The sequence below is a fragment of the Glycomyces sp. NPDC021274 genome (assembly GCF_040641195.1).
Classification (GTDB): domain Bacteria; phylum Actinomycetota; class Actinomycetes; order Mycobacteriales; family Micromonosporaceae; genus Glycomyces.
This window is the reverse complement of the sequence record NZ_JBFADC010000007.1, coordinates 200,294-213,187: the sequence shown is the minus strand read 5'-3', so window position 1 is coordinate 213,187 and position 12,894 is coordinate 200,294. Positions and strand designations below refer to the sequence as shown.

At 65.2% G+C, this 12,894-nt stretch carries 10 protein-coding genes and 1 tRNA gene; 1 reads left to right on the top strand and 10 read right to left on the bottom strand.

The window, feature by feature from the left end; translation table 11 throughout:
• Window positions 1-153: 153 nt before the first annotated feature.
• Window positions 154-372: a hypothetical protein gene (locus AB0I03_RS17395; protein WP_360413626.1), complete on the bottom strand. Its 219-nt coding sequence runs from the start codon at window positions 370-372 to the stop codon at window positions 154-156.
• 208 nt (window positions 373-580) lie between these two features.
• On the opposite strand from AB0I03_RS17395, the gene AB0I03_RS17390 reads away from it, so the two are divergent.
• Window positions 581-4,237, top strand: coding sequence for a hypothetical protein (locus AB0I03_RS17390; RefSeq protein WP_360413623.1), 3,657 nt, complete (start codon window positions 581-583; stop codon window positions 4,235-4,237).
• A gap of 466 nt (window positions 4,238-4,703) precedes the next feature.
• Here the strand turns inward: AB0I03_RS17390 and AB0I03_RS17385 are convergent, their stop codons facing one another.
• The 9 genes from AB0I03_RS17385 to AB0I03_RS17345 all read right to left on the bottom strand — a co-directional run bounded on the left by AB0I03_RS17385 (window position 4,704) and on the right by AB0I03_RS17345 (window position 12,669).
• Window positions 4,704-6,032, bottom strand: coding sequence for a tyrosine-type recombinase/integrase (locus AB0I03_RS17385; protein ID WP_360413620.1), 1,329 nt, complete (start codon window positions 6,030-6,032; stop codon window positions 4,704-4,706).
• Between the two features lie 469 nt (window positions 6,033-6,501).
• Window positions 6,502-6,575: transfer RNA gene (locus AB0I03_RS17380), tRNA-Pro, on the bottom strand.
• Between the two features lie 85 nt (window positions 6,576-6,660).
• A complete protein-coding gene (gene der / locus AB0I03_RS17375; protein ID WP_360413617.1) occupies window positions 6,661-8,052 on the bottom strand; it encodes a ribosome biogenesis GTPase Der in 1,392 nt (463 codons plus the stop codon).
• Window positions 8,045-8,722: a (d)CMP kinase gene (gene cmk, locus AB0I03_RS17370; RefSeq protein ID WP_360413614.1), complete on the bottom strand. Its 678-nt coding sequence runs from the start codon at window positions 8,720-8,722 to the stop codon at window positions 8,045-8,047. Before cmk ends, der begins: the two co-directional genes overlap by 8 nt.
• A gap of 99 nt (window positions 8,723-8,821) precedes the next feature.
• The gene (locus AB0I03_RS17365; protein WP_360413611.1) at window positions 8,822-9,196 is read right to left on the bottom strand and encodes a YccF domain-containing protein; all 375 of its coding nucleotides are present in this window, start codon (window positions 9,194-9,196) and stop codon (window positions 8,822-8,824) included.
• A gap of 44 nt (window positions 9,197-9,240) precedes the next feature.
• The gene (locus AB0I03_RS17360; RefSeq protein WP_360413608.1) at window positions 9,241-9,978 is read right to left on the bottom strand and encodes a pseudouridine synthase; all 738 of its coding nucleotides are present in this window, start codon (window positions 9,976-9,978) and stop codon (window positions 9,241-9,243) included.
• Window positions 9,965-10,726: an SMC-Scp complex subunit ScpB gene (gene scpB / locus AB0I03_RS17355; protein ID WP_360413605.1), complete on the bottom strand. Its 762-nt coding sequence runs from the start codon at window positions 10,724-10,726 to the stop codon at window positions 9,965-9,967. The genes AB0I03_RS17360 and scpB overlap by 14 nt, the downstream gene beginning before the upstream one ends.
• Window positions 10,723-11,598, bottom strand: a complete 876-nt coding sequence (locus AB0I03_RS17350; protein ID WP_360413602.1) for a ScpA family protein — start codon at window positions 11,596-11,598, stop codon at window positions 10,723-10,725. The genes scpB and AB0I03_RS17350 overlap by 4 nt, the downstream gene beginning before the upstream one ends.
• A 165-nt stretch (window positions 11,599-11,763) precedes the next feature.
• Entirely contained in the window at window positions 11,764-12,669 is a 906-nt protein-coding gene (locus AB0I03_RS17345; protein ID WP_360413904.1) for a ParA family protein, read from the bottom strand.
• Between the last annotated feature and the right edge of the window lie 225 nt (window positions 12,670-12,894).

Sequence of the window (12,894 nt, the reverse complement as noted above, 5' to 3'; positions counted from 1 at the left end):
CTACCGGTTAAGCACCACGCTAACGCAACGCTCCGACAAACACAGTTCACGCGCCTCGGCACCATGCCTACGCACCAATATGTCTGACGGTGCGCGCTCCGTCCGGGGGCTGGCTCGGGGGCTTTCGAGGGCCTTGCCTTATGCGGCGAGGCGTTAGGCGAGAGCGCAGGTCGGGTCGGTGCCACGCCGGTTGAGAAAGGTGGTGAAGTCGAACTGCTCGCGCAGAGTAGTGCCGTCCGCGATCCGCTGCGACTGGAGCCGTTCGGTGAGTTCGATCTCCAGGTCCAGGGTGCGGACGACATCGGTGTGAGAGGCGTGGAGGAAGACCACGCCGTCGTCGTCGGCGAAGACCCAGTGGTGCTCGGTGACCACGTGTGTTCGAGGCGGGCGGGCCGAACAGGTCCGCTCCGGCGGGGCAGTGGTGGCGGGGTGCGACGGGGCGGGCGCCAGCCTCTGGCACCAGCACTCTCCTCAGAACGATGCAGGTCCACAACGGAGTCCGTGCGGCGTTAAGATGTGGCACTGAATCGGCCAGGCCGCACCGGTCGCCCGATTCCGGACTGGCTGAAGGAGTTCGCTCATGAGCCGCCACAGCAAAGGCTCGAACACGGAACAGGGTGCGACGCTGTCGCTTCTGACGCTCACGCCCTCATTTTCCGAGGCCGATCACCGGCTTTACACCGATGCCATCGCCGCCAAGCTCCAGGACAAAGCGGTCCGAAACATCGCCTTGACCGGCAGCTACGGGACCGGCAAGAGCAGTGTCCTCGACCAGGTTGCCGTGGACTACAAGGGCAAGAAGGCCATCCAGATTTCCTTCGCCTCCCTCGGCATCGCCAAGACCCATCCCGCTCCAGGCGTCGAGCCATCGCCAGCCGACACAATCACCAACCTAATCCAGAAGGAGATCGTTAAGCAGCTGCTTTATCGCGAGGATCCCGTGCGGCTGCCCGGGTCACGGTACCGTCGAATCAGTGGCCTCCGACCCTGGCGCGAGGTCGGAATCGCCCTCGCCCTCGGCCTGCCGATTTTCCTCCTGTTCGTCCTCGCCGGCTGGACGGACAAACTCTTTGCCTTTGCGCAACCGGATCTGGGCCGATGGGATCATCTCTTCGTCGCGCTGGGCTCGGTCGGCTTCGTCTTCGGCCTCCGGCTGCTGTTTCACAACCAGATCCACATCGACCAGATCGGCGCCGGATCAACGATTATCTCGCTCTCCGCTCCGACCTCGACCTACTTCGACGAGTACCTCGACGAGATCGTGTACTTCTTCGAGGTCACCAAGCTCGACCTGGTCATCTTCGAAGACCTCGACCGGTTCGAGGACCCCCATATCTTCGAGACGCTCCGGGCACTCAACACGACGCTCAACGGCGCCAAACAACTACGTGGCCGCACGATCCGCTTCATTTACGCGATCAAGGACAGCATCTTCGACCAGCTCGGCTTCGCCCCGAACATTGGAGCCGATCAATCTGAGCCCGGCGTGGCCGCGGACCGGGTCGACGCCGCCGCCGGAGAAGTTGCCCGCGCCAACCGCACCAAGTTCTTCGACCTCGTTATTCCCATGGTCCCGTTCATCACCCACCGAAACACGCGCGACCACATGTTCCGCATCATGAAAGACCTCGACCATCAGGTGTCCCTGGAGTTGTTCGACCGCACCGCGCGTCACGTCGCCGAGATGCGACTGCTCAAGAACCTCCGCAACGAGTTCGCCGTGTTCCGCGCGAAACTCATCGGCACCGACGGCGGGGGACTCGACCTCCAGGACGATCAGCTCTTCGCGATGGTCCTGTACAAGAACACACACCTGTCCGACTTTGAGGCGATCCGGTTCGGCACCAGCCTGCTCGATCAGCTCTACCGCATCGGACGGAACCTGGTGCGCCAACACGTAGCCCGCCTCGACTCCGAAGCGACTGCCGTCCGCCAGCAGCTCCAACGCCTCGACACCGCGACCGAGCGGGCAACCGACCTCGGCGGCAAGCTCATCGCCGACCTGAATCGCACCACTCGCCGATTCCGGGGAACGATCAGTAGCTATCAGTTCGAAGGCGCGGTTGTCGCCGAGGACAAGCTTCGTACCCCGGAGTTCTGGGATCGGTTCCTCACCGGAACCAATCCGCTGATAGCAATAACCAACCGCGGTGCCCAGCTCCAGGTCGCACCCGAAGACGCCGCGGAGGTTCTCCATGGCCCTGTCGCCCTGACTGACTGGGACGATGATGCTCGCGAAGCATTTACGGTGCGCCTCATGGACATCAAGCAGAGCCGTGACCGCCTGCTCCATGCTGACATGCGTGAACTCGCGGCGATGACCGACCTCACCATCACCTACAACAGCGACCAGATGACCTTCCTGGACATCGCCAAGGTTCTTCTGCAGTCCGAACTCGCCGTCGAACTCATGCAGCACGGGTACCTCAACCGCGACTTCACCCTCTACACCGCGACCTACCAGACCGAACGCGTCGGTCCCAAGGCCGCGAACTTCATCATGCACCACGTCGACCCGAACGTGATGGACGAGCAGTTCGACCTGGATTCCGAAGATGTCGAGGCCGTGCTTCGCGAACGCGGCAGCAGCATCGCGAACCTCGCAATGCTCAACATCGCTGTCTGGGACTACCTTCTTGCCAACGAACACCCCCGCATCGGCAAGTTCGTCACCTGGTTGCTCGACTCCGGCGAGGCACGGCATCGCTTCCTCACCGCCTACCTTGCCGGCGGCAAGCACCAAACCGAACTGATACGCAAGCTCACGGCGACCTGGACCAATATCTTCTCGTTCCTCGTCACCGACCTCAACGCCGACGAACCGACCCGACAGGCGTACTTCGATTCGGCCCTGGGATCACTTGCCCCCGGGGTCCGCTACCGCACCGACACCGCAGTCCGCGAGTACCTGGAACAGCACTATCCCGAGTTTTCAACCCTGACCACCCACGACCTCACCGCCGAGTCCAGCGAAGCGCTCGCTGAGTTCATCAGCAACGTCGACGCTTCCTTCCCCTCGCTCGCGCCGCTGTCAGAACCAGCACGAAAGATCGTCGTCACCCTCCAACGTTTTCCCGTCACCCGGCAGAACCTGATCACAGCGCTCTGGAAGCCACAGCACCTGACGCTCGACGAAATTCACGTCAGCAACCGGAACGTCTACGCGCATGTGCTCGACCACCTAGAGGCCTACCTCAACAACGTCCTCGACCAGGACGAGTACCGTCTCGCACTCAGTAGCACGCCTTCCTACATCACCGTGCTCGAAGACCTCGCCGAGCGCAATTCACCCCACCTGGCCGCCGTCATCGAACGGTCCGCACCCAGCTGTCAAAACCACTTTGTGACAGCGTTCCCCGAGCCCGCCTGGCCATTCTTGGCAGCCGCACAGCGCTTCCCCGCCACCTTTGCCAACATCACCGCCTATGTGGAGTCCATCGGTGGAATCGATGCCGGACTCGGTAGCCTCCTGACCGCGGAGAAGCAAATCAGCACAGACGGCGAACCCGAGGAGGAACGAGCTGCGCTCGCGTATGTGATCCTCGCCGCTCGGTCAGCGATCACCGATCCCCAGGTGAGGGTCCGCCTCGTAGTCAGCCTCAGCCTCCAACACCGCCTCGTACCCGACCAGATCGAACCAGAACCCGGAAGACTCGTCGGCTTGCTCATCAAACGCCGCATCGTCGAAGACAACGCCGCCACCTTCGCTCTGACGCGCGACACCGACTGGGCGACTAGGGAATTCGCGATCACCGCCTCCAGCGCATTTGCGGACTACTGCTCTCCAAACGAGCTCCCCGAGACCGACATCGCCACACTGCTGGAAAGCGAGCAAATCGCTGGGAGCATCAAAGCCGACATCATCACGGAGCTACGCTCGTTCACTCCCACGGATCGACGCGACGCACTTGAAGCCGCTGCCCGATACGCACGAAAGCACAACATCCTCCTCCCACTCGAGGAAATCCACCGCATCGCCCTCGCTACCGGCTCCGCAGCCCTGGTCCTTCCCTTGCTCGAGCCTCAACTGGATCAGTGCTCGCTATCGGACCTCAAGCCGATCCTCGCCGCCCTTAAAGGCGAATACGACCAGATGACCACCACCAACGGGCGACGCCTCAAGCTGCCACTCACACACGCCGCCATCGAACTTGCGCACCGCTTGCAGGCACTCGGACCCGTGAGCACCGTTAACGCCAAGGATTCGGTGCTCAAGGTCAACATGCGCCGCTCATGAAACAACTCAGCAGCAAGGTTGGGGACTGTTGAAAAGCCTGCCACGAGACAAGCCACAATAGTGACCTGAAACACTAGGCCAATATCTAGCGTTTTCATGGGGTGCCGAGGAATCATGGTTCATCCGAGCAACGAACGAGCAACAGGCATGGAAAAACCCGGCTCCCTCTTTCGAGGAAACCGGGTTTCACCTGGTATTTCTATCGTAGCGGGAGGCGGATTTGAACCACCGACCTCCAGGTTATGAGCCCGGCACAGCACATCCCGGGCACCTCAGACAATATGGACTTCTTTTCGGGTCACCCCTAACCTTCCACTCTCGTTCCGGGGTTGGTTTCACATCGAGCCGGAACTGCGAGCCTCCTCTCCGTAAAGCCGCAGCCTGCATGCCATGCGCGGCAATCCCGGCAGGGTATTCGCGCCAGGCACTCCGAACTGCGTTTTCGACCTCCAGCTCTTCGACTGCCTCATGGCTTTTCGGAACTCGGGCTGCTGGTGTTGAGTTCGTGGCGGTGCAGCACTTTCCAGACGGTGGACTTGTCGATGGCGATGTGCTCGGCGGCGAGGTGGTCTTTGATGAGTTTGGGTCCCCAGCCGATGCGCCGCCGCAGGTCGCAGATGCGCTGCTCGACTTCGGGACTGGTGCGGCGGGTCTGTTCGGCGGAGCGGTCGCGGACGGACGGGGCGGGGAACAGGTCGGCGGGGAGTGTCAGGCTGCCGGCGAGCAGGGCGGCGGCGCGCTGATCGACCTCGGGCCGCCAGGCGGCGTAGATGTCGGTGGTGGTCGACGGGGATTTGTGGCCGAGCCGGTGGGCGACGTCGACGATGCCGATACCGCCGACGATGAGTTCGGTCGCGGCGTAGTGGCGCAAAGCGTGGGGGTGGGTGTCGATGCCGATCGACTTGCCCATGTCCTTGAAGCGCTTGCTGAGGTAGCCTCCTGAACCGGGCTTAGCGTGGTCGGCCTTGTAGGAGTACAGGTACTCCTCCCCGGTCGGTGCCAGGCCCAGGGCACCGCGGCGTTCGACGATGCGGTCGCGCAACGCCTCCAACAGTGCCATGGTCGCCGGATCGAGCGCAAGCCATCGAGCGGTGCCCTTGACCTTGGTGCGGTCGAGGAAGATCAAGTTCCGATCGAAGTCGACGTGCTTGAGTTGGTACCGGGTCATCTCGGATCGGCGGGCGCCGGTGACCGACAACAGCAGCACGATCGTTCCCCAGTCCGCGTTCTGGGTGAACGCGGCCTCGATCAGCGCGTTCACCTGAGCGGTCGTCGGCGCCTTCGGGGTCACCAGCGGCGCCTTCGGTCCCCTGATGCGCTTGGACGGATCAGTGGCGAGCCAGCCCCACCGGAACAGCATGCCGCACGTACCAGTGATAACACTGTGGACCTTTCGCAGCATCGACGCCGACGCCCGCGTGCAGACATGGGACTTGCAGCGCCGACCGCACCGATGACCGGTCAGATCGCGCACCAGGCGAGCGTTGCGCCTGCCCGGCGGATGATGTTCCATGCGCATGCGGCCTCCGCAGCGGATACGGCACTTGCCGATGTCGCGGTAGAGGCCCTCTGCAGCCTGTACAAAGTCGCGTCCAAGCGAGCTGAGGGCGATCGCCCCCAGTGCCGGAATGACGTGCGTCTCGGCCAGGTATCGGGATTGGCGCTGGCTTACCGCTGCGAGTTCTCCTGCTGCGACGTACTCGTCGCGGGTGAGGAGCCATTGCCGGACTGCGTCGCCGAAGCTCCACGTGCCTGCTGCCGCCTTGCCGCCATCGGCCAGTGCGACCAGCCGCACGCGAGTGGCCTCGGCTTCATCGCGGTCCTTACAGGACTCGGTGAGGTAGAGCTGCCTGCCAGTCGCGAGATCGACGCCGTTGTAGACACGGACTTGGAAGGCGTTCCCGCGAGAGCGGATACTCCCCCGCGGACGTGAGGATTGGGAACGTTTGTGAGTCATACTCCCATCATGACCATGGACAAACCCATGGACAGGCGATCAGCCGCGTCAAGGAGCCGCGAGAACGACCCAGTCTACCTGCGGATTCATTCATCGTCGTGAGCGCCTTCGACCCCTGCATGCGCGGATCCAGGGCCAGGTCGAAGCCCCAGATTGATCGACGATTTGGGACTTGACCTGCGGTTTTAGACCGATGCCAGGCAGAAATTGGCTTCGGTTTGAGCCGCTTGCCAGTGAGCTTGAAACGGACAAAATGCGCCGGGAAAGAAAAACAGGTCAGAGGCTAAGCCTCTGACCTGCGAAAACGTCGGGCTGACAGGACTTGAACCTGCGACCCCTTGACCCCCAGTCAAGTGCGCTACCAAGCTGCGCCACAGCCCGTTTTCCGCCGCGTTGTCCGCGGCGGACACAACTTTAGCCTATGGTCCCGGGGGCCTCGGAGGCGAGGTCCCCGGTGTGAGAATGGCTATTTGCGCTTGTCCTTCTTGCGGGATTCGCGGGGTTTGACCACCAGGTCGATGGGCGTTCCGACGAAGCCGAAGTCCTCGCGGAGCTTGCGGGTGATGAACTTCAGGTACTGCTTGTCGAACGGCGCGTTCGTGAAGAGGAGGAAGCGCGGCGGTTCGGCGGCGGCCTGGGTCGCGTAGATGACCTTCGGGGCCTTGTTGGCGCGGACCGGGTGCGGGGTGGCGGCCTGGAGGTCGCTGATCCACTTGTTCAGCTCGCCGGTGCTGACGCGCTGTCCCCAGCCTTCCAGGGCTTCACGCAGGGCGCGGGCGATCTTCTCCACGGCGCGGCCGGTCGTGGCCGAGACGTTGACACGCGGGGCCCAGGAGACCTGGCCGAGTTCGCGGTCGATCTCCTTCTCGAGGTAGTAGCGCCGGTCCTCGTCCACGAGGTCCCACTTGTTGAACGCCAGCACCATCGCGCGCCCGGACTCGGTGACCTGGGTCAGGACCCGCTGGTCCTGCTCGCTGATGGGCTCGGAGGCGTCCAGGAGGACCAAGGCGACCTCGGCGGCCTCGACGGCGGCCTCAGTGCGCAGGGAGGCGTAGTACTCGGTGCCGGAGGCGAACTTGACGCGCTTGCGCAGGCCCGCCGTGTCGACCAGGACCCAGTCCTCGCCGTCGATCTCCACCAGGGAGTCGACGGGGTCGACCGTGGTGCCCGCGACGTTGTCGACGACCGCGCGCTCTTCGCCCGCGATGCGGTTGAGCAGGCTCGACTTGCCGACGTTCGGGCGGCCGACGAGGGCCACCTTGCGGGGGCCGCGCTCCTTGAGCTGGCCCGTGGGCTCCTCGGGGAACGCCCAGATGATCTTGTCGAGCAGGTCGCCCGAGTTGCGGCCGTGCAGGGCCGAGATCGGGAACGGCTCGCCCAGGCCCAGGCTCCACAGCTCGTGGACCTCGGCCTCCTGGCGTTCCGAGTCGGCCTTGTTGGCCACCAGGATCACCGGCTTGCGGGTCGAGCGCAGGATGCGCACGGCCGCCTCGTCGGCGTCCGTGGGGCCCACGCGCGAGTCGACCACGAACACGATCACGTCCGCAGTGCGCATCGCCAGCTCGGCCTGCAGGGCGATGGACTTCGCCATGCCCTCGGCGTCCGGGTCCCAGCCGCCGGTGTCGACCAGGCTGAACTCGCGCCCGGCCCATTCGGCGTCGTAGGCCACGCGGTCGCGGGTCACGCCGGGCTCGTCCTGCACCACCGCGGCGCGGCGGCCCAGGATGCGGTTCACCAGTGTCGACTTGCCCACGTTGGGGCGGCCGACCACGGCCACCGTCGGGACCGGACCGCGTTCGTCGACGTCGTCGCTCTCGCTCCAACCGTCGTCGCCGGTCCAGGTCACTTCGTCAGTCATCAATTTCCCTGTTGCTCAGCAAGGCCAGAATCTTGGCCACTACCTCCACGATCGGCAGCGTCGTGGAGTCGATCACCACGGCCCCCTCCGGGGCCTCCAGGGGTCGGGTCGTCTTCGAGTCGGCGGTGTCCCGCCGTTCGATGTCCTTCGCGGTGGTGTTCGCGTCGGCGCCGTTCTCGGCGGCGCGCCGCTTGGCGCGCTCGACCGGGTCGGCGGTCAGGTAGACCTTCACGTCGGCGTCGGGCGCGACGACCGAGACGATGTCGCGGCCTTCGACCACGATGCCCGCCTTGGCATCGGCGATGATCCGCCGCTGCTCGTCGATGAGGAACTTCCGCACCGACTTGTTCCCGGCCACCGCCGAGACCGCCTTCGTCACGTCGTCGCTGCGGATCGCCAGGTCGGCATCCTCGCCGTCGACGCGGGTGAACGGGTCCTCTGGGGTGGTCCCGAACTCGAGCTTCGCGTGCTTCACGGTCTTGGTGACCTGCGCGGTCTGCGAGGGGTCGACGCCGGCGTTGAGGACCGCCAGTGTCGCGGCGCGGTACATGGCGCCGGTGTCGAGGTACGCGGCGTCGATCGCGGTCGCCAAAGTCTTGGCCACGGTCGACTTCCCGGCCCCGGACGGGCCGTCGATAGCGACGACCGGTCCGCTCTTCTGCTCAGGCACTGTCGCGCTCCGTTCTTCAACTGCAAACCAAGCAAACCTACATCATGCCCGGTTCTACCTGGTGAGGTGTGGATTGACCTCACTATCAGACCCGCCCGGTCAGCGCCGCTCGACCACCCGCGCGCCCATCGGCCACAGCGCCATCGGGATCATCTTCCAGTTCGCCACCGCCAGCGGGATGCCGATGATCGTGATCGCCTGGAGGAACCCGGTGACGAGGTGCGCCAGCGCGAGTTCCCAGCCGAACAGGATCAGCCACAGGACGTTGCCCAGGAGCGAGAAGCAGCCGGCGTCCCGGTCGTAGACGACCGTGCGCCCGAACGGCCACAGCACGTACCCGGCCAGGCGCATGTTCGCGATGCCGAACGGGATGGTCACGATGAAGATGCAGAAGAGCAGACCCGTGAAGAAGTAGCCGATCGCGAGCCAGAGCCCGGCCAGCACGAACCAGATCACGTTCAGAATCGTTGACATGCCCGAACCCTAACCGGGCCATGCCCTTCCGTCACTACAGCCAGCTAGAGTCCGACCTCGCGGTACAGCTCCCCCACCTCGTTCGGGGTGAGCCTGCGCAGCGTCCCCGGCTTGAGGTTGCGCAGCTTGACCGGGCCCATCTCGGTGCGCACGAGGCGCGAGACGTGGTGGCCGACCTCGTCCATGAGCCGCCTCACAATGTGCTTGCGGCCCTCGTGGATGGTGATCTCGATCAAGGACTGCCCGGCGTGCTCGTCGATGATCTTGAGCTTGTCGGCCTTGGCGATGCCGTCGTCGAGTTCGACGCCTTTGAGCAGCTTGTTCCAGGTGGGCCGGTCCATGATCCCCGCGACCTGCGCCCGGTAGACCTTCGGCAGGCCGTGCGAGGGGTGCATGATGCGGTTGGCGAGCTCCCCGTCGTTGGTGAGCAGCAGGAGGCCCTCGGAGTCGGTGTCGAGCCGGCCCACGTGGAAGACGCGCTGGTCGATGCCTTTGGCGAACTCGGCGAGGCAGCGGCGGCCCTCGTCGTCCTCCATGGTCGAGACGATGCCGCGCGGCTTGTTGATCGCGAAGTACACCTTGTCGACGTCGGTCATGACGCGCTTGCCGGAGACGTGGATGATGTCCTTCGACGTGTCCACGCGCTGGCCCAGGTGGGCGCGCTCGCCGTTGACCTTCACCTTGCCGCGGGTGATCAGGTCCTCTGCGGCACGGCGGGAGGCGATCCCGGCCTGCGACAGGACTTTCTGCAGGCGGATGCCCTCTTCGTCAGCGTTGTTCATCTTCCTCGATATCCGTCACGTCGTCCGGTAGGAACGGGGCCAGCTCGGGGAGCTGTGCGACCGTGTCCAGTCCGATCTTCTCCAAGAACAGGGTGGTGGTGCGGTAGAGCGTCGCCGTCGAGTCCGGGTCGGTCCCGCACTCCTCGACCAGGCCGCGCGCGACGAGCGTGCGCATGACGCCGTCGCAGTTCACGCCCCGGATGGCCGAGATGCGGCCGCGGGTGACCGGCTGCCTGTAGGCCACCACGGCGAGCGTCTCCAGCGCCGCCTTGGTGAGGCGGGCGGAGGCGCCGTCGGTGACGAAACGCTCCACGTACTGGGCGTAGTCCGCCCGGGTGTAGAAGCGCCAGCCGCCGGCTTGGCGACGCAGATCGAATCCGCGTCCGTCACCAGTGTATTCGGCGCTGAGTCGGCCCAGTTCCTCGCGCACCTGTGAACGTGGCCGCTCCAATACCGAGGAGAGGAACTCCTCGCTCAGCGGTTCTTCGGCGATCATGAGGATCGCCTCCAGGACGGCGCCGAGGTCGACGTCGTCGGGGACGGGCCTGGTGTCCGTGACCTCGGGTTCCTCGTCCGGTTCCGGCTGGGCGGGCGCGGCGGCCAGCGCGGCGGCGTACTCGTCGTCTTCGGTCAGCGGCTCGTCGGCGGGCGTGTCGGGGCGCAGCGGCGCGGCCTCCTGGCGCGCGCCGGGCATCTTCCACGTCGCCAGGTCGTGTTCGAGGGACTCCCCCAGGTGCTCGGGTCTCATTCGCTCGATTCCTCCCCCGGTGGTGCTTGCGGTTCAGCGGGTGCTCCCGCGTATTCGTCGACGTCGATCTCGGTGACGTTCCCGCCGAGCCAGCGGACGGTGAGTTCGCCGAGTGCCTGCATCTGCTCGAAGCCGACGAGGGCCTCCCGGTAGAGCTCCAGGAGGGCGAGGAAGCGGGCGACGACTTCGAGATGGGATTCGCAGTCGGAGGTGAGGGCCCGGAAGGTCGCGGTCTGGACGCGCTGGAGGCGGCGGGAGATGATGACGGCATGCTCGCGCACGGAGACGCGCTGCATGTGGATGTGGCCGGTGCCGACGGTGGGGATCGCTTTGGGCCGCATGGCTTTGGCTGCCAGGGCGGCGAACTCCTCGGGGGTGAGGTCGAGGACGAGTTCGGGGAGCAGGCCCTTGTAGCGCTCTTCGAGGCCGACGTTGCGGGGGATGCGGGTCGCGGCGGTCTCCACGAACATCGCGAGGGCGCCGGCGGCTTCCTTGTAGGCCTTGTACTGCAGGAGCCGGGCGAAGAGGAGGTCGCGGGCTTCGAGGAGCGCGAGGTCCTCTTCGTCGTCGACGACGGTGCCGGGCAGGAGGCGGGCGGTCTTGAGGTCGAGGAGGGTGGCGGCGATGAGGAGGAACTCGGAGGTCTCTTCGAGGTTCCAGGCGTCGTCGAGGCCGGTGACGTAGGTGATGAACTCGGAGGCGACCTGGTGGAGGGCGAGTTCGGTGACGTCGAGCTTGTGTTTGCCGATGAGCTGGAGCAGCAGGTCGAACGGGCCCTCGAAATTGGCGAGCCGGACGTGGAAGCCGGTCTCGGCCTCCTCCGGTTCGCCCTCCCGCTGGGTCGGGAGCTGGGGCGGCTGCTGGTCGGTCACGCAGGCAAGCTTAGACGGGCGTTTGGGGCACCACGATCGATACATCGATGTGGAAAGGAATTTGGGGTCAGCGGTCGTGCTCAGGGGCAATCTGACAAGGCTCGTGAGGAGCTGGTACGAAAGCGGAGCGCAGCGGAGCAGTACTTGCGACGAGGGAGCCGCAGCTCAGATTGTTCCTGAGTGCGGGCGATGGCCCCATAATTTGTCCGTGGCGGCAATGAGCTCTCGGGCGAGTTGGCGGTAGGCGCGGGCGCCGGAGGAGGCGGGGGCCCAGGTGGTGATGGGTTCGCCGGCGACGGTGGTCTCGGGGAAGCGGACGGTGCGGGTGATGACGGTGGAGAACACCTTGTCGCCGAAGGCCTCCACGACGCGCTGGAGCACTTGGCGCGAGTGGGTGGTGCGCGAGTCGTACATGGTCGCGAGGATGCCGTCGAGTTCGAGGTCGTAGTTGAGGCGTTCGCGGACCTTGTCGACGGTGTCGAGGAGGAGGGCGACGCCGCGCAGCGAGAAGAACTCGCACTCGAGCGGGACGAGCACGGAGTGCGCGGCGGTGAGCGCGTTGATCGTCAAGAGCCCCAGGGACGGCTGGCAGTCGATGAGGATGTAGTCGAAGTCGGGGATGACCGGCCGCAGGACGCGGGCGAGGGTCTGCTCGCGGGCGACTTCGTTGACGAGCTGGATCTCGGCGGCCGAGAGGTCGATGTTGGCCGGGAGGAGGCGCAGGCCGGCGACGTTCGTCTTGACCATGACGTCGTCGATGTCGACGTCGTCCTGCATGAGGAGGTTGTAGACGGTGAGGTCGAGCGTGTGGGGGTTGGTGCCGAAGCCGACCGAGAGCGCGCCCTGCGGGTCGAAGTCGACCATGAGGACCTTGCGGCCGTACTCTGCAAGGGCCGCACCGAGGTTGATGGTCGTGGTGGTCTTGCCGACCCCGCCCTTCTGGTTGGCCATGGCGATGACGCGGGCCGGGCCGTGGCGTTCCAGCGGTTGGGGCTGGGGGATCTCACGCTTGTTGGTGTACGACTCGGGGTCGGGCGAGGTCAGATCCTCCGTGCCGTCAGCGGGAGGCATCTGCGCGGCGCCTCGCAGGGCCGCCCATTTGTCGTTGCTGTCCACACTGCTCATTTCTTCGCGCCTCCGGGTGCGAGGTCGACACCGGGTGCCGGGCGTCTCACCATTGCCTGTCTTAGCGACTGTACGTCAGTGTATCGAGGCTGTCGACGGCTTGGGAGACTCCGAGGCACCCGGCGTGAGTTCGCCCGCTGTGCGGAGCGCGGCCCGAATCCTGTTGGGACG